Origin of the sequence: Microbispora oryzae, from assembly GCF_017896165.1 — a bacterium.
Classification (GTDB): domain Bacteria; phylum Actinomycetota; class Actinomycetes; order Streptosporangiales; family Streptosporangiaceae; genus Microbispora; species Microbispora oryzae.
Window position 1 is genome coordinate 14,891 of the sequence record NZ_JAFCNB010000031.1, and the last position, 21,293, is coordinate 36,183.

The 21,293-nt window shown below is 68.6% G+C and carries 22 protein-coding genes; 5 read left to right on the top strand and 17 right to left on the bottom strand.

The annotated features are described in order from the left end of the window. Positions 1 to 3: 3 nt before the first annotated feature. The 14 genes from mpaP to JOL79_RS31720 form a co-directional block, all read right to left on the bottom strand. Positions 4 to 1,659: a daptide biosynthesis intramembrane metalloprotease gene (gene mpaP, locus JOL79_RS31655; RefSeq protein ID WP_210159611.1), complete on the bottom strand. Its 1,656-nt coding sequence runs from the start codon at positions 1,657 to 1,659 to the stop codon at positions 4 to 6. After that, on the bottom strand, positions 1,656 to 2,399 hold the full coding sequence (locus tag JOL79_RS31660) for an ABC transporter permease (RefSeq protein WP_210159612.1): 744 nt from the start codon (positions 2,397 to 2,399) through the stop codon (positions 1,656 to 1,658). The genes mpaP and JOL79_RS31660 overlap by 4 nt, the downstream gene beginning before the upstream one ends. Further along, a complete protein-coding gene (locus JOL79_RS31665; RefSeq protein ID WP_210159613.1) occupies positions 2,392 to 3,126 on the bottom strand; it encodes an ABC transporter ATP-binding protein in 735 nt (244 codons plus the stop codon). The genes JOL79_RS31660 and JOL79_RS31665 overlap by 8 nt, the downstream gene beginning before the upstream one ends. Next, positions 3,126 to 3,431, bottom strand: coding sequence for a hypothetical protein (locus JOL79_RS31670; RefSeq protein ID WP_210159614.1), 306 nt, complete (start codon positions 3,429 to 3,431; stop codon positions 3,126 to 3,128). Before JOL79_RS31670 ends, JOL79_RS31665 begins: the two co-directional genes overlap by 1 nt. Before the next feature lie 74 nt (positions 3,432 to 3,505). Beyond that, a complete protein-coding gene (locus tag JOL79_RS31675; protein WP_210159615.1) occupies positions 3,506 to 3,688 on the bottom strand; it encodes a daptide-type RiPP in 183 nt (60 codons plus the stop codon). Between the two features lie 46 nt (positions 3,689 to 3,734). Continuing rightward, the gene (locus JOL79_RS31680; RefSeq protein ID WP_210159616.1) at positions 3,735 to 3,911 is read right to left on the bottom strand and encodes a daptide-type RiPP; all 177 of its coding nucleotides are present in this window, start codon (positions 3,909 to 3,911) and stop codon (positions 3,735 to 3,737) included. Between the two features lie 127 nt (positions 3,912 to 4,038). Then, positions 4,039 to 5,247, bottom strand: coding sequence for a daptide-type RiPP biosynthesis dehydogenase (gene mpaC / locus JOL79_RS31685; RefSeq protein WP_210159617.1), 1,209 nt, complete (start codon positions 5,245 to 5,247; stop codon positions 4,039 to 4,041). Then, positions 5,244 to 6,527 carry a daptide-type RiPP biosynthesis aminotransferase gene (mpaD, locus tag JOL79_RS31690; protein ID WP_210159618.1) on the bottom strand — a complete coding sequence of 428 codons (1,284 nt, stop codon included), beginning with the start codon at positions 6,525 to 6,527 and terminating at the stop codon, positions 5,244 to 5,246. The genes mpaC and mpaD overlap by 4 nt, the downstream gene beginning before the upstream one ends. Then, on the bottom strand, positions 6,527 to 7,333 hold the full coding sequence (gene mpaM, locus JOL79_RS31695) for a daptide-type RiPP biosynthesis methyltransferase (RefSeq protein WP_210159619.1): 807 nt from the start codon (positions 7,331 to 7,333) through the stop codon (positions 6,527 to 6,529). Before mpaM ends, mpaD begins: the two co-directional genes overlap by 1 nt. Beyond that, entirely contained in the window at positions 7,330 to 8,400 is a 1,071-nt protein-coding gene (gene mpaB, locus JOL79_RS31700; protein WP_210159620.1) for a daptide biosynthesis RiPP recognition protein, read from the bottom strand. The genes mpaM and mpaB overlap by 4 nt, the downstream gene beginning before the upstream one ends. Further along, positions 8,385 to 9,374, bottom strand: coding sequence for an LLM class flavin-dependent oxidoreductase (locus tag JOL79_RS31705; RefSeq protein WP_210159621.1), 990 nt, complete (start codon positions 9,372 to 9,374; stop codon positions 8,385 to 8,387). The genes mpaB and JOL79_RS31705 overlap by 16 nt, the downstream gene beginning before the upstream one ends. A 334-nt stretch (positions 9,375 to 9,708) precedes the next feature. Next, positions 9,709 to 10,338 carry a GOLPH3/VPS74 family protein gene (locus JOL79_RS31710; RefSeq protein ID WP_210159622.1) on the bottom strand — a complete coding sequence of 210 codons (630 nt, stop codon included), beginning with the start codon at positions 10,336 to 10,338 and terminating at the stop codon, positions 9,709 to 9,711. Between the two features lie 407 nt (positions 10,339 to 10,745). Then, positions 10,746 to 13,118 (bottom strand): family 43 glycosylhydrolase, encoded by a 2,373-nt coding sequence (locus JOL79_RS31715; protein ID WP_210159623.1) that lies wholly within the window; start codon positions 13,116 to 13,118, stop codon positions 10,746 to 10,748. Between the two features lie 160 nt (positions 13,119 to 13,278). Continuing rightward, positions 13,279 to 13,449, bottom strand: a complete 171-nt coding sequence (locus JOL79_RS31720) for a hypothetical protein (protein WP_210159624.1) — start codon at positions 13,447 to 13,449, stop codon at positions 13,279 to 13,281. A 579-nt stretch (positions 13,450 to 14,028) separates the two neighbouring features. On the opposite strand from JOL79_RS31720, the gene JOL79_RS31725 reads away from it, so the two are divergent. Then, on the top strand, positions 14,029 to 15,414 hold the full coding sequence (locus JOL79_RS31725; protein ID WP_210159625.1) for an MDR family MFS transporter: 1,386 nt from the start codon (positions 14,029 to 14,031) through the stop codon (positions 15,412 to 15,414). A 112-nt stretch (positions 15,415 to 15,526) separates the two neighbouring features. Here the strand turns inward: JOL79_RS31725 and JOL79_RS31730 are convergent, their stop codons facing one another. The 3 genes from JOL79_RS31730 to JOL79_RS31740 form a co-directional block, all read right to left on the bottom strand. Next, positions 15,527 to 15,694: a hypothetical protein gene (locus JOL79_RS31730; protein ID WP_210159626.1), complete on the bottom strand. Its 168-nt coding sequence runs from the start codon at positions 15,692 to 15,694 to the stop codon at positions 15,527 to 15,529. Between the two features lie 277 nt (positions 15,695 to 15,971). Then, the gene (locus JOL79_RS31735; protein ID WP_210159627.1) at positions 15,972 to 16,538 is read right to left on the bottom strand and encodes a hypothetical protein; all 567 of its coding nucleotides are present in this window, start codon (positions 16,536 to 16,538) and stop codon (positions 15,972 to 15,974) included. A 307-nt stretch (positions 16,539 to 16,845) separates the two neighbouring features. Beyond that, positions 16,846 to 17,751, bottom strand: coding sequence for a helix-turn-helix transcriptional regulator (locus JOL79_RS31740; RefSeq protein ID WP_210159628.1), 906 nt, complete (start codon positions 17,749 to 17,751; stop codon positions 16,846 to 16,848). A gap of 130 nt (positions 17,752 to 17,881) precedes the next feature. Between JOL79_RS31740 and JOL79_RS31745 the strand changes: the two genes are divergently transcribed. From JOL79_RS31745 to JOL79_RS31760, 4 genes are all read left to right on the top strand, one after another. Next, positions 17,882 to 18,805 (top strand): SDR family NAD(P)-dependent oxidoreductase, encoded by a 924-nt coding sequence (locus tag JOL79_RS31745; RefSeq protein WP_210159629.1) that lies wholly within the window; start codon positions 17,882 to 17,884, stop codon positions 18,803 to 18,805. Positions 18,806 to 18,890: 85 nt separating this feature from the next. Beyond that, the gene (locus JOL79_RS31750) at positions 18,891 to 19,343 is read left to right on the top strand and encodes a type II toxin-antitoxin system PemK/MazF family toxin (protein ID WP_210159630.1); all 453 of its coding nucleotides are present in this window, start codon (positions 18,891 to 18,893) and stop codon (positions 19,341 to 19,343) included. Positions 19,344 to 19,365: 22 nt separating this feature from the next. Further along, the gene (locus JOL79_RS31755; RefSeq protein ID WP_210159631.1) at positions 19,366 to 20,589 is read left to right on the top strand and encodes an MFS transporter; all 1,224 of its coding nucleotides are present in this window, start codon (positions 19,366 to 19,368) and stop codon (positions 20,587 to 20,589) included. Between the two features lie 79 nt (positions 20,590 to 20,668). Next, positions 20,669 to 21,250, top strand: a complete 582-nt coding sequence (locus JOL79_RS31760; RefSeq protein WP_210159632.1) for a nucleosidase — start codon at positions 20,669 to 20,671, stop codon at positions 21,248 to 21,250. The last annotated feature ends 43 nt before the right edge of the window (positions 21,251 to 21,293 follow it).

Sequence of the window (21,293 nt, forward strand, 5' to 3'; positions counted from 1 at the left end):
TGGTCAACGCCAGAACGGCGCGACATAGCGGAGATAGAGCCATTCGCCCAGGCTGCGCTCGCCGGCTGCGACCTCGGCGGGTCCGTACGGCGGCACCGCACCGCTCTGAGCGGTCAGCGGGAAGCCGACGGCGGGCACGCTCACGTGGTCGAGGTCCCGCACCGGCACGAACACGGACAGAGGAACCGAGACGTTCCGCGGGCTCCCGGCCGTCACAGCGGCTTTTCCGAGGTCGGAGTGGAGCACGATCCCACCCTCCCGCAGCCGGACCTCCGATCCGGGCGCGATGGCGCCCCGGTCGGCGTTGCCGAGAACCACGAACATGACCTGGTCACCGTCGCGCACGAATCCGCCGGCCACCGTGTAGGGCACGGTCACCTGGTGCAGGATCGCGCCGGCGGCACCGATCACCAGGACGGAGGCGATGACGACGCGCCACGTGCGAGCCCCCGCGGCACGTGCCTCAGCGACCAGCCGCCTGGCACTGGCGTACAGCCGAAGCAGCAGGTAGCCGAGTAGGAGCGAGACGATCACTGCTCCCACCAGGCCCATCCCGGCCAGCAACGACTGCCAGAGCGTGAAGGCCGTTCCGACGAGATAGATCGGAAAGAGAAGGCAGGCCAGGCCGAACCAGCGCGACCATGAGACCTGGGGAAGCGCGCGCTCGTAATGCCCGCCGAAGAGCACCCGGGCGATCGAGCGGCGCGCGTCGTCCATGCTCCGGTCCCGAAGATGGGAGATGTCCAGGTGACTCATCAGCGCCAGGTAGCCGTCGAGCTTGGCGAAGGGCACCAGGTTGACGATGCCGGCCACGTAACTGCTCACGGCTACGAGGAGAAGGGCGTCGCGCAACGTGCCGCCATGGGTCAGGAGCGCGGCGACAGCGGCGAGACCACCGATCACCGCCTGGCAGGCGACACCGGCCAATGCGGTTGCGACCCGCTGCTGGTTCCTGGGAAGCCGCCAGCCGTCGGAGACGTCGCAGAAGAAGGCAGGGGTCAGGTAGAAGAGCATCAGACCCATCCTGCTCGGCCGCCCACCGTGGTGGCTGAGCACTGCCGCATGGGTCATCTCGTGCAGGGCGGAACCGGCCCAGGTGACGCAGAAGAGGATCAGAAACGCGGTGACCGGGAGCGGTTCCCCCAGCACTTCCCGCAAGGCGGACGCCTGTACGGCGAGAGTGACGAGGCCTCCCACGATCAGCGTCAGCATGGCCGCCGCCCAGGCCCTGGTCGCCAGCCGTGCCAGCAGCGGACGGGCCCTGCTCAGCAGCCTGTCCGGGTTCAACAGGGTGAACTGGAAGGTCAGCGGTGGCACGAACGTGAACCACCGCAGGCGCTTTTTCGCCGGTGCCTGGCCGTCGTCCAGGAGCTTCATCTCCTGGGCCTTCAGCAGCCCGTGGCCGACCAGCTCGGCCGTCCACGGGTCGCCGAGCTCGTTCGCGATGTCCTCCAGCGTGTGCCCGCCGTCGGCTGAGAGCAGGATCCGGGCCATTCCTCCGCCTACCCGGACATACCGCTGACCAGCGGACTGCACGATCCACGGGCCGCCGTCCTTGACCGGCTCGTGCACCAGCACGTCGGCGGCGAGCCGGGGCCGTTCGAGGAGGACGGGCCGCCGTGGTTCCGGGATGGCCGCTTTCAGCTTGAGTCCCCTCACGGCAGGTCCCTGTGAAGGAACTGCCGGCCGCCGGCGAACGCGGCCAGTGCCAGCCAGCCCGCGAGCACTGCCAGGGCCACGGGTGGCGAAAGGAGTTCGGGCTTGACGTCGTGGTACACAGCCGCCATCGCCTCGTCGACGGTGAACTTGCCTACGGCCGGGACCAGCCGAAACAGGGACTCACTCACCAGCCAGGTGCTCAGGAGCATCGTCACGACCGCCGCGACCTGGTTGCGGATGAGCAGGCCGAGCGCGGATCCCCATACGGCCCCCGCGACCACCACGGCCATGACTCCCAGCAGAGTCCAGGTGGTCTCCGCCGTCCAGGCGGGCCGGTAGCCGGTGCCGATCAGGAACACCCAGGGGGAAGCGGCGGCCAGCACCCCGGTGGCGGCGGCGAAAACGGCACCCGCCGCGGTGGCCGCGATCAGCTTCGCGACCTGCAGGCGGCGCCGTCCGCCGCTCAGCAGCACCGACCGGTTGATCGCGCCGTTGCCGAACTCCCGTGTCACCGCGATCATCGCGACGAGAGCCGCCACCAGTTCCACCATGAACCAGACGTTGACCAGCGTCGTGGTGACGACCTCGGGTGTGGTCTGCCCCCTGGGCAGCTGCTTTTTCGCCTCAGCCAGGAACCCGGCGCAGGCCATGGCGCACATCAGCAGCGCGAAGCCGGACAGTATCCACCAGACACGTCCGTTCCAGATCTTCAGCCATTCCGCCTTGACCAGGTTACGCATGAGCCTGCTCCCTTGCCGGGGTGTCCACAAGTTGGAAGAAGCGGGCCTCCAGACTCACTTGCCCATCCTCGGTGAGCTCGTCAAGCGGGCCGCAGTACCGCAGCGTCTGCTGGAGGATCACGACGTCGTCCACCGTCTGCTCGACTTCGGCCAGCAGGTGACTGGAGAGCAGGATGGTGCGGCCCTCGTCGGCGAGGGAACGTAGGAAAGTGCGCAGCCAGCGGATGCCGTCCGGATCGAGACCGTTGGCGGGCTCGTCCAGGACGATGAGTTCAGGGTCGGCGAGCAGGGCCGTGGCCAGGGCGTGGCGCTGGCGCATCCCCTGGGAGTAGTTCTTGATCTGCTTGTTGGCGCTGTCCGCCAGGCCGACCCGGTCGAGAACCTCCTCGACCCGGGTGGCCGGCACGCCCATCTGGCTGGCCCACACCCTCAGGTCCCGCCTGCCGGTCACGGCCGTCAACGGGCCGATCCCGTCTATGCTGACTCCGATCCGGCGGGCGGCGTCGGGCAGGTCACTGTAGGCATGGCCGAAGAGAGTGGCATGGCCCGCGGTGGGCCTGGTCAGCCCGAGCAGCATCCGCAGCGTGGTCGTCTTGCCCGCGCCGTTGCGGCCCAGGAGGCCGACGATTCGTCCGCTCCGCACCTCGAACGAGACATCCTCGACGGCGGTCATCGGGCCGAACCGCTTCGTCAGCCCATCGAACCGCACCACGGTCCCGGCGCTCATCATCGGCCCCTCAGACGGAAGTAGAGACCGACGGATACCGCGAGGATGAGCTCCACTCCGATCCAGACGAGCAACACCGTCGAACGCGCCTTGCCGTCTGTATTCGCGTAGATGAGTGCCGGGACAGCCGTAGCCATGATGATGAAGAATGCGGCGAGGCTCCAGACGAGCCCAGTGGGCGGGGCAGGACTGTTCGACATCGCGTTTTTCCTCTCTCTGATGGGTAGTCTGGTGTGAACAACCGTTGGGCTCCTGCACGTTGTAGCGAGCCCGGGGGCCTCGGCCCGGATGCTCTTGGCCAGCATCCGGGCCGAGGCTTGACTCGCGCCGGAACGGCTTCGCGCCCGAGGTCCGGCTTTCGCAGAGCGATTCGGTCAGATCAGGTGACGACCGTGGTCACAACGAGGGTGGCGTAAACCGTGCTGACGCCCGCCGAGACGCCGAAGCTCACCGTGAAGCTGGTCCACCAGTCGGGGGCGTCCATGCCCTCGAGCGGCTGCATGTCCAGCTCCTGCATCGCCAGCTCGAGAGCCGGCACCGTGTAGTCACGGGAATTCTGCATTTCCACTCCTATCGTGGGTCAGTTGTCCGAGACCAGGGAAGTCGGCTCAGGTCGCGAGGGTGATGATGACGCTGTAGGAGACGGCGCCTCCCACACTGAACCCGCTGATGAAGCTGACGATCTCGCTCCAGTCGACGGGGGCGTCCAGCGGCTCGAGCTCCTGCATGTCGAGCTCCTGCATGGCGAGCTCCAGCGGAGCCAGCGTCTTGATGCTCTCGTTCATCTCAACTCCTTCGATATGGCTGATTGGTGCCTGGTGAATCCGCTTACGTCTCCTCCTGTTCTCTCAGCGCGTTGATCCGTCGACGGTGGCCGGCGGAAGCTGGGGGAGACCCGGATCCGGCCGGATCTCATCGTGCGGTCAAGATCTCGGGAGAGACCGACCGCATCAGCAGGTCTTCGATGTCGGTGCTGGTCAGGGTGCCCAGGGTCGGTAGCCCGGCGCTCCAGGCCCTGACGGTCGCGCGGGTGATCTCCGCGATCCGGGCGGGGTCCGCCGAGATCCGCCGGTCCACCTGCCAGGAATCGATCAGGAAGGCGACGCCGTCGACCGGATTCCGCGGGAACCGGCCGGCCTCGGCCGTCCAGATCGCCTCCCACAGACGGTCCAGCCGGCGGGCCGAGCCCCAGCGTGGGTCCGGCGCCGATATCGCCGCCCACAGATGGGGAAGCAGCGCAGCCGCCGCGGTCATCTTGCGCAGCCCGAGCCCTGATGACAGTTCATTGGCCAGATACCAGCCCTTACAGGCGTTGGGATCACGGGAATGGTTGATCCAGGGGTTGTGACTCAGCCCGCTGAGCTTGGCGATCTCCAGTCGAAGGGCGCCCCCGGCCCGGCCTCCCGCCGCAAGGGTGTCGGCGAGTTCGTTTCCCAGACGTACCAGCCGCCGCAGGAGGGTCTCCGCGAAAGCGTCCTCGGTGGGCAGGTCGGTGTGGTCGCCGACGTACATGCCCGCCAGCCGGAACAGGATTTCCAGCGCGCCTTCGGCGAGCAGGTCGCCCGGCAAGGTCTTGGTCGACAGTGGATCGAGGATCGCCAGCTCCGGTTGTAGCCCGCTTCCCAGGATCAGCCGCTTGCCCCGGGCCGAGGCCAGGCAGACGGCTGAGCTCAGCTCACTTCCCGTGCCTACGGTCGTCGGGACGGCCGCCAGCGGTACCAAGGGCTCAGAGCTGGGCGGAAGCAGTACCAGTCCATTGCGGTGGCGCATCGTGAGCCGGGTCCGCAGCGTGGGGTCGGACTTCAGCAGGACGGCCAGCTTCGCCTGGTCGAGGAGTGAGCCACCGCCCACGGCCACGACCGCTTCGGCGTTCTCCAGATGACCGGCCAGTTCGCTGACACTGTCCAGGTCTCCCGGTCCCGACAGGACCACGAGCTCGCTCGCCCTCCCGGCCCAGGCGATGCCCTGACGGATCCGGGTGACGATCGGAGCCTCGGCCACGCCCGCGTCCACCAGCAGCGTGACGCGCTGTCGGCAGCGCTCCGTGAGCCATCCGGTCAGCCCGTCGCTCCCGTAGATGACCTGGGTCGGCCGGTATCTGCCCAGGCTCTGGGCGCTCATCGGGCCGTCTCCAGGTCCACCGGCGCGACGGCGAAGTAGGCGTCGATGCCCGTCCGCACGCACGTCATCAGTTCGTCCAGCTCCGCAGCGGTATAGACGAGCGCGGGCAGGAGTTGGATGCCGTGTACGCCCGGATGGACGATCGCCCCGGCGCGTCTGATCTCGGCGACCAGATGCGGCACCTCCGTCTGCGGCAGTGGAAGGCCGTCGGCGTTGGTGATCCGGATCGACCGGAAGCATCCCAGCCCCGTCGTCGTCTCGACCCGGGGATGCGTAGCGGTCAGGGCCGCGAGACGCTTCTCGAGCAGTGCCGACAGCTGCCGGCCCGCCGCGACCGCGTCCAGCCGCCGCATCTCCGCGATGGTGGCCAGAATGGTCGCGCAGGTGACCGGCGTCCCCGCCTGCGTCTCACCGTGGACCAGCATCGAGCCCGCGTCGTTGAAGGCGGCAGCCACCCGGCGGGAGACGAGCACCGCAGCGGCCGCGCTCGTGCCGTTGGTGAGACCCTTGGAGGTGATCACAAGGTCCGGCAGGGCGGGCCACTGCTGAGAGGCGAAGAAGCTGCCCGTCCGGCCGAACCCGGTGGCCACCTCATCGGCCACCAGCAGAAATCCGTACCGTTCGCGTAGGGCCAGCAGCCCGGCGACGTAGTCCGGGCGCAGCGGGACCGCCCCGTTGCCGATCACCGGCTCCACCACCATCGCCGCGATCTGCGTCCCCTGCCGTTCCAGCAGCAGGGCCAGCTCGCCGATCTCGTTCGGGGCGACATGCCGGACCAGCCGCTGGTCGACCCCATAGAGCTGCTGGCCGAGGTTGTCGCCCGTCAGGCCGAAGGCCCCGAAGGTCAGGCCGTGGTAACCGCCACGCAACCCCACCACGAGCTTGCGTCGCTCCTGCCCGCACAGAGCCTGGTAGTGCCGGGCGACTTTCATCACCACGTCGTTGGCCGCTCCGCCGGAGGTGGAGAAGATGACCCGTCCGTAATGGTCCGCGTCGCAGACCTCGACCAGCGCCTCCGCGGCGCGGCGAGCGTAAGCGTTCTCGTACCGGAACACCGACAGGTAGGACGCCTCGCGTAGCGCGTCCGCCGCTGCCTCAGCGATCACCGGATTGCCGTACCCGAGGTTGGTGTTCCACAGGCCGCTCGTCCCGCACAGCAGCTCACGGCCGTCGGCGAAGCGCACCCGGACGCCGCGGGCCGAAACCGCGCACAGCTCGTCGGTACCGTGCAGCGCGGGGTCGAGCAGGGATGGCCACAGCGCTCGCGTCGTCTCCGCCATCAGAGCGCCTCGGCTTCGAGGAAGACGTCGGTGTGACGCACGCCGGGAACCGGGAGCGGCGTCCGGGCGCGAACCATGAATCCGGCGTCAGCCAGCTCCTGTTCGACCAGGTCGGCCGGCAGTACGCCGATCGTGGTCGTGCACACCGTGATGGGTTCCGGGTCCGCGGTCTCGGGGACGATCGTGACAGATCGGACCGACGAGCCGACGGGCCAGTGCTCGAACATCCGGTACTTCCGGCCGCTGACGCCGACGGTCTCGAAGTCGAGGTCAGAGCCGTCGGCCCCGTCGGCCGGGATGTCTACGGTTGACAGTACGAAACGTCCGCCTGGCTCGAGATGAGCGCCCACCGACCGGTAGAGACCTGCTCGTCCCGCTTCGTCCAGCAGGGAGATCGACGTCGTGCCGAGCACGATCAGCGGGAAGGAGCGGCCCAGAGCGAACGCGGACATGTCCGCCTGGACCGGCGTGCATCGTTCGCTCATCCCGGCCGCGGTGAGCAGGAGCCGGGCTCGCAGCAGGCCGAGCATGTCCTCGGACAGCTCCAATGCCGTGACATGCCTGCCGAGCGCCAGCAGGGGCAGGGTCAGCCGGCCGGAACCCGCGGCCAGCTCCAGCACCTGCCCGGGAATCCGCCGGACGATCGTCAGCAACTCCCTGATCTCGCTTGAGTCGCCCGCTGCGAGGTCGTGATAGATCGGCACGCCGATGTGGTCATAGAGGTCGTGCAGGGTCACCCGTTCGCCGAGCTCGGCGACGACTTGCCCGGCGCGTCCGGGTATCCGGGGCAGCGTCGTCTCGGTCATACTCCCGCTCCAACAGCAGGCGCGACGGGGAGGCGGACGCCGTTGCGGTCGAGGAAGCCCGCGACCCGCTCAAGATCGTCGCGTTCGGCGTGATCGAGGGCCGACTCGATGTCGCCGCAGGTCAACAAGACCTCGGTGAGCTGCGCCGCGGTCCTGCTCAAGGCGAACAGCCTGCCGGACCCGGGGACCCGGAGGTAGCAGGCTTCGGGCGTCCAGGCCAGCATCGGATCCCGATCGCCGGAGGCGTCCGCGGGATCGGCCAGATCTTCCAGAGCCGGGACCAGCCGGCCACCGAACCCCGACACCCGGATCTCCGTGATGCCGCGTCCCTGGAGCTCCCGCAACATGTCGAGGGCGTCGAGGTAGCGGCCCAGCCAGAGCCGCTGCCCGAGTCCCTCAGATCTGCGACCCTCCGTGACCACCGCGCCGAGACCGACCGCGCACGGGAACGCACTGGTCTCGTTGATGCGCTCCCATTCCGCCACCAATCCCTCGATCCGATCGCCTACAGAGCCCAGCCGCAGGCCTCCCGGCGATGTGGACAGCTCACCGACCTGGTTCGCATAGAGCCTCGTGCGGGGGCCGTCGTTCCGTGAGCCGTCGCCGAGGCAGGAGAGGTCGGCGATCTGGACGGCCTGACTCGCGGCGAAGTCGGCGAATGCGCCCTCGTTCCGCGCCAGATCGGCGTCGGCCAAGAAGGCGTCGAGGTCAGCGTCGCAGGTGATCCGGATCAATGTGGTGCCCACCAGCGACATGTACGGGCTCGTGTTGTAGTCCTGTGTCTGCACGAAGATGGCGTCCGCGATCGCGACATCACCACCCGGCTCGCTCAGCGATCCCTCGTAACCGACGACCAGGGCGTCGTGCGACGGCTCCTCCTGCCCTGCCGGCACGAGGACCACCGTCTCCGGCCCCACGACACCGGAATCCCTGAGCTCCTGCAGATGACGGGCGTCCTCGACCACCACCGTCGCGGAACCGGTCCCCGACATGCCGTCCGGCACGGCCCGTCCGGTGCTCCACGATTTGAGGTGCCGCCCAACCTTGCTCATCAGGATTTCGTCCACGAGGTTCCCTCCACCCCTTGCCCGAGCGCCACCAGAAGTGTCTTCAGATCGTTGAGCGCCTCTTTGGCGCCGTAGAGATTGCACACACCGGTCATGTTGAGAACGATTTCGTCGACGCCGGCTCTGCGATATTTCTGGAACTGGTCGATGACCTGGTCGACGTCGCCGTAGACGAAAACCTCTTTCTCGGCCAGCAGTCGTGCCGCCTCCGGCATCTCCAAGCCGGAGATATCGATTCCCGCCTTGGCGAGCATGTCGATGTAGTGGGGTGCCCGCATGTGCATCGTGTTACTCGCGAGCACAAAATCGGTCACGTCCCGGTCCGGCCGTGCCAGCGCGACCGGAACAATGGCTGTCAGCCTTGGTACGGCACGCCCGGCGGATTCCGCGCCCTGGCGCATCGCCGGGCACAACAGCTCTTCCAGATAAGCCGCGGGCGTCAGCCAGGTAATGGCCACATCGGCGATTTCGCCGGCGAGCCGGGCCATTCCCGGCCGCAGCACGCCGAGACCGAGGTCGACCTGAGGCGACATCGCCGACGGCATCTGCGCGCGACACGAGTAGTACTCACCCTTGACATCGACCAGTTCGTTGCCGAGCAGGCCACGGACGATCGTCAGGTATTCGCGTACGGCCGTCAACTGGCTCCGGTAGGGGGCTCCGAGCAACATCTCCTGGAACGCCCGGGGGCCAGGCCCGAACCCGGCGACCACGGTCTCTCCGGTCGACATCGCCAGAGTCTTGATCTGGTTGACGGCCTCGTACGGATGTCGAAGCGGCATCAGGGTCACGCCGAGGCCGGTCGGCACCCGGAATCCGGCGCCCGCCACCGAGGCGAACCCCTGGAAAGGTTCCACCAGCACGCTCTGGCCCTGCCACAACCGATGTGCCGCGGTCCATTCGACCAGTGCCGCATAGGTCAGGATCTGCTCCGGCCTGCGCGGCACGAAAGGCATCAATACCGAGTAATGCATCGCTCTTCCGTCCTCTAGGCATAAGAGAGAATCAGGACCTGATTCAATCCCACGCGCCACTTCTACGGACAACATGGCCGTGGACCGAACGAACCGTCTTCAATGTTGTCGGACAAGCCATTATGGTGACCTCCCGAGTTCGCCTCGTTCCTGACAGACATGAGAATGTCATTGACATCGGCGGACGAACGAGCGATTTCGGCGCAACTAGATGCATTGGCGTCTGCAACAAGTGCCTGTTCATGTCTTTGCACAGAAAAAGTCCTGGTCAACCCGGGTTCGGGTCGACCAGGACTCGTGGAAGGGATCAGGCGGGCTCAGGAGCCGGCGGGCGTCACACCGCTGCGGACACCACGATGACCAGCGCCACTTGGATGTACTTGATGACCTTCGCGACCGCCTCGGCCACCTGCTCGCCCTCGCTGAGCTCCCTGATCCTGCGTTCGACGGTGTCGGGGTCGATCTCCGGGAGGATCACACGGTCGAGGGTGCCGGCCTTCACTATGGCCAGGAGGGCAACGGTTCCGGGATCGGCCGGGGCGTCGTCGAAGATGGCCGACAAGCGCCGGCGAAGCTCACGCGCCGGAGCCGGATCGATCGTCAGGTGGCGGGTGGAGGGCAAGATCCCGAGTGGGCGGCGGCGCTGCTCGTCGACGACGCCGCGGGCGATGAGCCGCGCCAGGGTTCGCTCGTACAGACCGCTGCGTAGGGAACGAATCCACCACTGTAGATCGTGCGGCTCCTCCTCGGAGATGCGGGCGAGCGTCGCATCCTCCTCCGGCGTCCCAAGAGGCGCCGGATCACGCACGACGATCTGCTCGCCATCGACATCGATCCGCCGGGCGGCGGCCAATTCGACCAGGACCGCGCCGGCCAGCCCGCACTCGAGCTGCAGATTACCGATAAGTGGCTTTCCGTCCTCTTCGCGGAGCGCGAGCAGTAAAAAGTCCTCGGCTAACGACATCAGGCATCCCCTTTCCGTCAGTTTCAACGGGCAGGAATGCGGCGAGGTTCCTCCTGTGCCGCGCATCGGTACGTCGGAATGCTGAAGCCACTCGAGGTCTGGAGAGGCATTGTCGCTGCAGGGGAGCGTCGCCACGTTGGTTCTCTCGAACGCCGTGTCCGCGCTGCTGTCCTGAAGCGGACCTGCTTACTTCGGCGTGGACGTCCGGGGCAAGGGTCGAGTGGTACTCCCCGGCGGCGACGTCCACCGGAGTCCGCAGGGAGAGGTCGGCGTCGACCTTCCAGGTGCCGATCTCGTCGGCGGAGTTCGCCGTCGAGACGAGCAGTTCCTGGCCCTGCATACCCACGGTGGGCACTCCATTCGTGGAAGGGGGCGGGGCCGGCCAGAGCCGGCCGGCCCCGGCAGGGTCAGGGACAGGCGGCGGCGGGGTAGGGGGCGTCGTAGGAGGAGGTGGCCTGCTCGCCGTCGATGGTCGCGGTCGCGGTCACGGTGACCGTGCCGGCGTCGATCTGCCCGGCCCTGGTGTTGAAGGACTGGTAGGCCTGCTTGCCGGGAGCCACGTCGGCCACGGTCGTGGAGCCGTACGGGGTGGTCAGCGTCACGGTGGCGGGCACGTCGGAGTCGTTGACGGCCGTGACCGCCACGTACGCCGAGGCGCCGATGCACCGGGAGGAGGCGGTGACGGTCAGCTTGACCTTCGCCTCGAAGGCCCAGGAGTCGATCTCGAACAGGTCGGCGCCGCCCGGGCCCGCGTAGGTGAAGTACACGTCGTGTACGCCCTTGACGCCGTCGAGCTTCGCGGACAGCTGCGTCCACTCGCCGAGCGGGGCGTCGACGGGGATGGTGGCCACCACGGGCGAGTTGCGGCCGTCGAGACGGACCTCGATCTTTCCGCCGGACACGAGCGGGCGCGCCTTGACGGTGACGCCGGTGGCGCCGCCCTCGCCGAAGTCGACCTTCGCGAGCGACGTCCAGTCGCCGTTGTCGATGTCGTACAGCACGAGGTTCGGCGCCTGCGCGCCGAACTCCTCCGAGCCGCCGTCGATCCTCTTCGTCGCGATGCCCTGCTGCCAGGCGATCGTCTCGGCCTCGACCACCCGGTACGGGTCGAGGTCGCGGATCTGCTCGACGCCCTTGTAGTCGCCCTTCACCTCCTTGATCGTGCCGTCGGCGTTGAAGTCGAGTTTCGCGAGGTGGGGGCTGCGGAAGCCCTGGGTGGCGCCGCCCGTGATGCGGCTGTTGAGCGTCTGGGCGTGGTAGGTGAAGTAGTACTGCCCGCCGAGCTCGAACACCGACTGGTGGTTGTTCCCGCCGGCGCCGAAGTAGGTGCCGGGGTTGCGGAAGATGACGCCCTTGTACTTGTCGGGGGTCCAGGGGCCCATCGGGCTGTCGGCCATGAGGTAGGCGATCGCCCCGGTCGGCGGGCCGTTGGGGTCGATCGCGCCGCCGAACCCGAAGTTGGACGAGTACGAGTAGTAATACTTGCCGTCGCGCTTGAACAGGTGGCCGGCCTCGAACACGAGCGGCGCGTCGATGACCTCCGCCGAGCCCTGCGTGCTGATCATGTCGTCGTTGAGCTCGATGATGCGCGTGGACTTCGGGTGGTTGGTGTTCTCGGCGCTGCGCGTCCCGTCGTCGCCGCCACCACCGAAGACGAGGTAGCCCTGGCCGTCGTCGTCGATGAAGACGCCGGGGTCGAAGAGCCAGTTCTTGCCGTTCGACGCGCCCGGCGTCGCGCTCGTGATGAGCAGGTTGCCGCGCTCGTCGTGCCACGGGCCGAGTGGCGAGTCGCCGACGATGACGCCCGAGCCGCCGCCGCTGTTGGCGAAGTAGAGGAAGAATTTCTCCTTGCCGTCGATGACCCTGCTCTCCATGGCGGGGGCCCACGAGTTGCTCGCGTATCGGGCGATACCGCTCGGGCCCGCGACGGGGATCTCGCCGTGGTCGACCCAGTTCATGAGGTCGTCGGACGAGATGACCGTGATCGTGTTGATGCTGGCGTACGTGTTCGTCGAGGAGATCCCGGTGGGACCGGGCTTGTACTCCTGGGTGTCGTTGGTCATGTAGATGTACACGCGGCCGTCGTGGACGAACGCGTTGCCGTCCGCGCCGAACTTGTGTGAGATGAGCGGGTTGCCCTCGCCGGGGTTCTTGCCGAGCGCCTCGATGGTCGTCGACGGCACGAACTCGGAGACGGACACGTCGTCGACCTTGAAGTCCATGAGGTGCGTGTCCGGGGCGGACCCGGGGTCCGACGTCCAGGGCGTCTCGATGAAGAGCCGCGCGGTCGTGACGCTCTGCCCGGCGGGGATAGTGAACGTCCCCTGGATGAGCCCCCACTGCCCGCGCGCCACCGTCACCGTGCCGACGTTCGTGTACGTCGAGCCGCCGTAGTGCATGGTGGCGAAGAACTGCTTGGTCGCCGGGCTGTTCGGGTTCTCGTACTTCACCCGCGCCGTGATCGCGTAGGTCTTGCCGGCCTGCACCTTGCCGGACAGGTCCTGCATCGGGCCGGATCCCGTCGTCTTGCGGCCGGTGACGAGCACGGCGCTCGAACCGGCGTAGGCGTCGGTCGTGGCCGACAGCGTGGCGCCGTCCGTCGCGTTCCCGTTGTTGGTGAACCAGCCGGTGAGGCCGTCCTCGAACCCGCCGTTCACGATGATGTTCGAGCCGGCGGCCTGGGCCGGCCCTGTCACCGCGGCGACCGCGGTGGCCAGCATGGCGCCGGCCATGACCGTGGCGGCGACCCGTCGCCGAGTCGTCTTTCTGGCGCGCTTCAACACGAAATGCCCTCCTTGACCTCGAACTTCTCCGGGGATGAACGGACGCCTCTGAGCGGGCCGGCTCACCTCATGTGGGAATGGGCAGCCGCCCGTTCTGGCGATCCGCGACGTGTTACGGGCGGGGCCGGCCAGAGCTGGCCGGCCGGCCCTGGCAGGGTCAGTGGCAGGCGGCGGCGGGGTAGGGGGCGTCGTAGGAGGAGGTGGCCTGCTTGCCGTCGATGGTCGCGGTCACGGTGACCGTGCCTGCGTTGGGTGGTGGGTGGTGGTTGTTCGCGTCGGGCGCCGCAGAAATCGTGGCGACCGCCGCTGACCAGCGCATTTCCGGCATTCGGGCAGCCTGCATTGGCTGATGTCAGGGTGAGGTGAACGGAGTGGACGTTATGAGACGGCGAAGGTCAATCCCGTAGGGCGCGTGAGTGCTCCGGGCTGATAGCGCTAACATTCGTAATCTAGAAGTAACATCCGTGATGATCACTGACGCTAGGCGGCGTGGCAGGCACTGTCAAGAGCGTGAACGGTTCACGAACCCGACGTCCACTATGGATGTCACGTCGGGAAATCTGATGCCGGCTACGGCGGCGGCGTCGGCGAACCCGGGCGAGCCGCGCCCTGGCTCGGGGCGCCGCGATCAACGGGCTGATCCGCGTCGCCGGGATGCGCATGGTCCGCTCCTGGTGAAAACCGGGTGACATTTCGCATCACTTCCAGCGATGCTCGGGTTGAGCGATGAGTTTTGTCGGTGGTGCCCGTCAGGCTTTCCGTGACCGCAACTTGTTGTGGGCCCAAGGCTGGGACGCCAGCCATGACCATGTCATGTTCCGACGACCCTGATCGAGGTGCCGTGTCCACCGCACAGCTAGACCCACCCGCCAGATCCGCGACCGCCGCTCCAGGGCGCACGCCGCCCGTGCTGCGGCTCCTGGTGCTCGCCACGTTCGTGGTCATCCTCAACGAGACGATCATGATCAATGCGATCCCTCGGCTGATGGGCGCTCTGCACATCACCGAGCAGACCGCGCAGTGGCTCTCGACCGCCTTCATGCTGACCATGGCCGCCGTCATCCCGATCACCGGCTGGTTCCTGCAACGGGTGTCCACCCGTCACGCGTACGCCACCGCGATGGGTCTGTTCCTGCTCGGTACGGCGCTGGCCGCCGTCGCTCCGTCGTTCGCGCTGCTGCTGGGCGCGCGCATCATCCAGGCGTCCGGGACGGCCGTGATGATGCCGCTGCTGATGACCACGTTGATGCAGGTCGTGCCGGAGTCGGACCGGGGCCGGGTGATGGGCAACGTCACGCTGGCCATGTCGGTCGCGCCGGCGATGGGCCCTGCGGTCTCGGGGCTGATCCTTCAGTTCGGGTCCTGGCGGCTCCTGTTCGCCGTGGTGCTCCCCATCGCCGCGGTGATCGCGTGGCGCGGCCTGAAGCAGCTTGAGAACGTCGGAGAGATCAAGGTCAGCTCCATCGACTGGTTGAGCGTGGTGACCGCCGCCGCCGGCTTCGGCGGCCTGGTCTACGGGCTCAGCCGGTTCGAGGGCGGTGACGTCCGCGTCGCCGCTGCGATCGTGGCGGCGGGCCTGATCGCCATCGCCGTCTTCGTCGTCCGCCAGCTGTCGCTGCAGAAGCGCGGCGTGCCGCTGATGGATCTGCGTACGCTCCGCCACCGCACGTACACCGTCGCGCTGATCATGATGTCGGTCGCCTTCATGGCGATGCTCGGTTCGATGATTCTGCTGCCGCTCTACCTGCAGAACGTCCGCGCGCTCAGCCCCCTGGAGACCGGCCTGCTCGTGATGCCGGGCGGCCTCGCGATGGGACTGCTCGGTCCGACCGTCGGCCGCCTCTTCGACCGGTTCGGTGGGCGGGTGCTGGTCGTTCCCGGCTCGATCGGGATCGCGCTCGCGCTCGCCGGCTTCACCCAGGTGACGATGACCATGCCGTACTGGCAGCTTCTCGCCCTGCACGCGCTGTTGATGGTGAGCCTGGCCGTGACCTTCACCCCGGTGTTCACCCTCGGGCTCGGAGCGGTTCCGCCGCACCTCTACTCCCACGGCAGCTCGATCCTGAGCACGCTGCAACAGGTCGCCGCGGCCTTCGGCACCGCACTGGTGATCACCGTGATGAGCGCCCGAGCCGACGCCCTGAAATCAGCGGGAGCGGCGGAGCTGGTCGCCACGCTCGGGGGTATGCGACTCGCCTTCATCATCGGCGCGGTGATGTCGCTTGCCGTGGTCGTCACTGCCGTTCTCCTACCGGCCCGAGCGGAGAGCGTCGCCGAGGAACCCGCCCACTGAGACGGCGCCCGATGGTCGAGACAGAGTTCGAGCGCCGATCGCGGTAGAACGTCAGGCTCTTCCACACCTGGATACGTGGGAGTCCGCGCTCGGGCATCCCAGGTGGGTCACCTCAGTAGTAGTGACGGGTGACCTTCTTGCGCCGCACGAACAGCCGGAAGATCCACAGGCCGAGCCAGACCAGGCCCCACAGGCCGCAGGTACAGATGGTCAGCACCAAATGGAACAGGTGTGACTTGCCAGACAGACCCCGGTGCTTGGTCACGCTCTTGTACGGCATCGGCGGTTGCTGCGGGTACGGCTGGCCTGGGTAGGGGGGAGACTGCTGGGGCGGATAGTACGGGTGTCCCGGCTGCGGTGGCTGCCCGTGCGGCTGTTGCGGCGGGTAAGGGGGATGGCCCATGACGCGGCTCTCCATGCCTAGCTGATGATCTTTGGAGCGTAGCAACCGGCATCACGGGACAAGCGGCACATATAGATTTCCGGATTTGTTCTCTTCCCTACCGGCCGGATGAACCTCGGCCGCAAAAAGGTCGCGGCTTCTTCGCGGAGAACCGCTACTGCACGCAGAGGGCGGATACCGTCACGTCGTAGATGTACCAGTCTCCGGGCGGGGTTCTGTACACGTAGGTCACCGCGGTCGTCTGGTAGTTCGTGCAGTCGCCTCCGGCCGCGAGGATGGCGGAACGGGCCGCCGCCTCGCCGTTCTGCTGGGCCGCCCCGGATGTGCTGCCTTCACCGCGGGCCGTCGCGGTGCGCGACACGGTGTACGAAGGGGGCGGCGGGGGCGGCGCGCACAGTCCCGTCGCCGTGCCGCTGTACTGGTAGCCGCCGCCGCTTGGCACGACGTACACGAGGGTGGCCGACGAGGTCACGTTCGTACAGACTTCTCCCAGTTGACTGGCCAGGCTGGTGAGTGCGGCGCGGGCGTTCGACTGGGCCGCCGCCGATGCCGTCGCCTGGGTCTGACCCCACGCCTGGGCGGTCGCCGTCCGCCAGGTGTCGGCGTGGGCCGCCGCCGGGTTGAGGCCGATCCCGGCCGCGACCAGCGCCGCCAGGAGAGTCAATCGTCCGGCGAGCGATCCACGCCGGGTTTTTCCGTACGGTTCTTCGTGCTGAGCCATTCGCGACTCCTTCTATTCGTGTGCCTTCGGCACAGCGAACGTGAATGGTCCGCGCATCGGTGCTCGCTTCGCTGTAGTCCCTGTTTATGGGGCATGATTTCGCGCCGCGACGTCCTCCGTTACGGATGAGGCCTCATCGTAGATTTACCGTTTGTCGGCGGCCATCCCCGACGGCGTGGAGAGCATGGAACCGCAGGTGACCGACGGTGGCCGATGAAAATTTCCACGCCTTGTCAGGCCGCGCGACCTCGGGCTCCTCGCGCCGTCCTCCGTACGCCGCTGAGAAAGCGTTACGCCGGGCGGGCGATCAGCCGCCGTTCCCGTCGGAAAGCGTGCCACGGGCGACGGGGACACCGGTTGGCGGGAGACCTGCGCGCACGGGGGCGGCCGCGCTCATGCTGGCGAGCAGGCGCAGCCGTTCCTCGGAGTCGCTGCCCGGCTCGGCGTGATACGTGACCAGGGTCTGGGTGTCGGTGCCGGGGATGAGCAGCTTCTCGTACCGCAACTCGAGCGGGCCGACCTGGGGGTGATCGAACAGGCTGATCCCGCTGCTCTTGCGCTTGACGTCCTGCCGCGCCCAGAGCGTGCGGAAACGCTCGCTGCGCAGGGACAGCTCGCCGAGGATCTCGACGAGGCGCGGGTCGTCGACGTCGGCGCCGACGACGGAGCGCAGATAGGGGACGACGCGGGCGGTCATCTCCATCCAGTCCCGATGGAGCTCGCGCATCTCCGGCTCCAAAAACGCGGCGAGGATGGCGTTGTTTCCCGGCGCGCTGAACGGTGAGAGCGCGATGGAGAGCCTGTTCGCGGCGAGCACGTCCATGTACTTCCCGTGCACGTACGCCGGAGTGAGCGGCCAGGTGCCGATCAGCGTGCGGATGCCCTCGCCGACCTTCTCGCGCCTGCGGGGCCGCCTGCGCCGGACGCTCGGCGGCCTGCCGAGTTGCAGGAGGTACGCGGTGGCGTCCTCGTCCAGCCGCAGCGCGCCGGCGATGGCGGTCAGGACCTGTTCTGACGGGTGGCGGTCGCGCCCCTGCTCCAGCCGGACGTAGTAGTCGGAGCTGACCCCTGCGAGGAAGGCGACCTCCTCGCGGCGCAGCCCCGGGACACGGCGGTTGCCCTGGTCGGGCACCCCGGCGGCTTCCGGCCGTACGAGAGCCCGCCGGGTGCGCAGGTATCCGCCCAGGGCGTTGCCGTCGTCGGTCGTCGTCATGCGGCCAGGGTATGCGGCCCCTGCCCAACCCTGGGTGGCCCCGCCGGTCCCAGTCTCGGCGGATCCTGGGCGGACCGCCGACGGTGCCCCAAGGTGGCAGATGCACAGCTCAGCCAACCGAGGAACGCACATGTCCCAGCTTTTTCAAAGCCCGTTCGGCCGCCACTCGACCGCGTCGGAGGTGATCGAGGGGGTCGACCTGTCCGGCAGGCGGGCGATCGTGACCGGCGGAGGTTCCGGGATCGGCGTCGAGACCGCCCGGGCGCTGGCCGCCGCCAACGCCGAGGTGACCCTCGCCGTCAGGCGTCCCGACGCCGGCGAACAGGTCGCGGCCGACCTGCGGGCCAGGACCGGGAACGACGCCATCCACGTCGCGCGCCTGGACCTGGCGGATCTCGACTCGGTGCACGAGTTCGCCGCCGGATGGCGCGGGCCGCTGCACATCCTGATCAACAACGCCGGAATCATGCTGCTGCCGGAGCTCGAACGGGGCATGCGGGGGCAGGAGCAGCAGTTCGCCACCAACTACCTCGGCCATTTCGCCCTCACGCTGGGGCTGCACGGCGCGCTCGCCGACGCCGGGGGCGCGCGCGTGGTGTCGGTGTCGTCGAGCGGCCACCTGTTCTCACCGGTCGTCTTCGACGACATCGACTTCCGGTTCCGCCCCTACGACCCGACCGCGGCGTACGCGCAGTCGAAGACCGCCGAGGTGCTGCTCGCCGTGGAGGCGGACCGCCGGTGGTCCGGCGAGGGGATCCGGGCCAACGCCCTCCACCCCGGGGCGATCCCGACGAATCTCCAGCGATACGCCGGCGGCATGCGGACCCCCGAGCCGTACCGCAAGACCGTCGAGCAGGGTGCCGCCACCTCCGTCTTCCTCGCCGCGTCGCCGCTCGTCGAGGGTGTCGGCGGCCGGTATTTCGAGGACGTCGCCGAGGCGCCCGTGGTGCGGACGCGTCCGACGGAGTTCGGGGTGCCGGGGGTCGCCGGATACGCCCTGGACGGGGCGAACGCCGAGCGCCTGTGGGAGTTCGCGACCGGCATCCTCCGCTGATCCCGCACCGGCGTGATGGGTTCGCCGGGGGCCGCAATCGGGACCACCGGGTCGAAGAGTCACGATCTGACGTTAGGCTGCGGACATGCGTGATCAAGGCGAGGATCCGCGCCCCCTCCGCGGCGCGGTACGGGAGGTCTACGACGTCGAGCGGGCCGCGGCCCTCGAATACTCCCCCGATCTGGACGGCCTGGCCGACCCGGGCGAGGTCGTGTGGGCCTGGGTGCCGTACGAGGAGGACCCGAGCCGGGGCAAGGACCGGCCCCTGCTGCTCGTCGGCCGCCACGGGCGCATGCTCCTGGGCATGATGCTGTCGAGCCGCGAGCCGGACGAGGACTACCGGGACGACTGGCTGGAGCTCGGCGCGGGTTCGTGGGATCGCGAGCACCGTCGTTCCTACCTCCGCCTCGACCGGATCTTCGAGCTGCGCGAGGACGACATCCGCAGGGAGGGCGCCATCCTCGACGCGGAGTCCTTCGCCGGTGTCGCCGCCGTGCTGCACCACCGGTACGGATGGCGTTTCGCCAAGGCGCGCTGAGGCCCTGCGGGCGGAGGACACCGTGACCTACTTCGGCCTGCTCCGGCGGCCCTCGGTGATCCGGGCCCTCGGAGGTTCCCTCGTCGGGCGGCTGCCCACCGCGATGGCCGCCCTCGCCATGACCCTCACCCTGCGGGCTCAGGGGATGGACTTCCGGTTCGCCGGGCTGGCGACGGGGGTGCTCGCCGTGAGCGGCGCGATCGGCGGCCCCTTGCTCGGGCGGATGGTGGACCGGTGGGGCCAGACGTACATACTGATCGTCAGCGCTCTGCTGTCCTGCCTCGGCCTGGTGCTGATCGCCCTCGTCCCGTGGTCGGAGCCGCTCGTGCTGGCCGGCGCGGTGATCTGCGGCGCGGCGACCCCGCCGCTTGAGCCGTGCCTGCGCACGCTGTGGCCGCGCCTGGTCGGCCAGGAGAACGTCCAGCGGGCCTACGCGCTCGACGCGGCGGCGCAGGAACTGGTGTTCATCGGCGGCCCGCTCATCGTCGCCGCCGCCGTCGCGGTCGCCCCGCCGGAGGCCGCGCTGATCCTCGCGGCGGTGCTGTGCGCGGCCGGCGTGCTGACCATGGCCACCTCGCGGGCCTCACGCGAATGGCGGGGTGAGCCCGGCGCGCGCGACTGGCTCGGGCCGCTGCGCAGCCGGGCGCTCGTGCTGCTCTTCCTCGGTCTCGCCGGGGCCGGCACCGCCGTCGGCGGACTCAACATCATCGCGGTCGGGTACGCCGAGCGCCATGCGGTGCCGGGCGGCGCGGGCACCCTGCTCGCGCTGTCGGCCCTCGGCGCGCTCGCCGGGGCGATCGCGCACGGCCGGCGGCCGTGGCCATGGACGCCCACCGCCCAGGCCGTGCTGTTCGGCGCGGGGCTCACGGTCACGTATCTGCTCGTGGCGTCGACGGCCCCTGTCTGGATCATGATGCCGATCTGCCTGTCGACGGGCCTGTTCCTGTCGCCGCTGCTGGTCGTCGCCTTCACGATGGTGGACGCCTTCGCCCCGGCCGGTACGGTCACCGAGGCGTTCGCCTGGATCATCACCCTATTCACGACGGGCACAGCGACCGGATCGGCCATCGCCGGTGTGGTGATGGAGACGGTGGGGATCGGCGCGGCGGCGGCCTCGACCGCGCTGGTCGCGCTTCTCGGCACCGTGATTTTGGCGCTCTGCCACCGGCTCCCCGAAAGCCGCCGACTCGCCACCCCCGCGACCGGTACGCCGGACGAGCGGCGGACACCGGCGGAGAACGGCTGACCGCCCGGTCACCCGTTCCGCGTGTCTCGGAGTGTGACCATGGGGTTCGCAGGACGATGGACGAATTTATCGTGAGGGCATGAATCTCAACGGAACCGTCATGTCGGACCGACCGCTGCTCGTACTCGCCCTCGGGGAGGAAGCACAGTTCCTGGACGGCGGCTTCCCGGTGCTCCTGACCGGCATGGGCAAGGTCAACGCCGCCGCCGCGCTGGCCACCGTACTGACCCGTGGCCCGCTGCCGTCGGTGGTGGTCAACCTTGGTACGGCGGGCGCGCTGCGGCCCGGCTGGACCGGCACCCACGAGGTGAGCACCGTGCTCCAGCACGACCTGGACAGCGAGATCCTCCACTCCCTCACCGGCCAGACGGTCGGCGCGCCCCTGGAACTCGCGGCCGACGGCCCCGTCCTCGCGACGGGTGACGCCTTCGTGGCCGAGGACGCCGCCCGCGACCGGCTCGCCGCCCGGGCCGACCTGGTCGACATGGAGGGATACGCACTCGCCACGGTCGCCCGTACGGCGGGAGTCCCCATCAGGCTCGTCAAACACGTGAGCGACGACGCGGGCGACGGCGCGGCCAAGACGTGGAAGGAGTCGGTGGCCGGCTGCGCCCGCGAGCTGGCCAAATGGGCCGCCGAGCACCTCGGCGCGCGTTCCTGAGGTTCCCCGATCCCGTTTCCCTGATCCGTGCCGGGACCTGCCC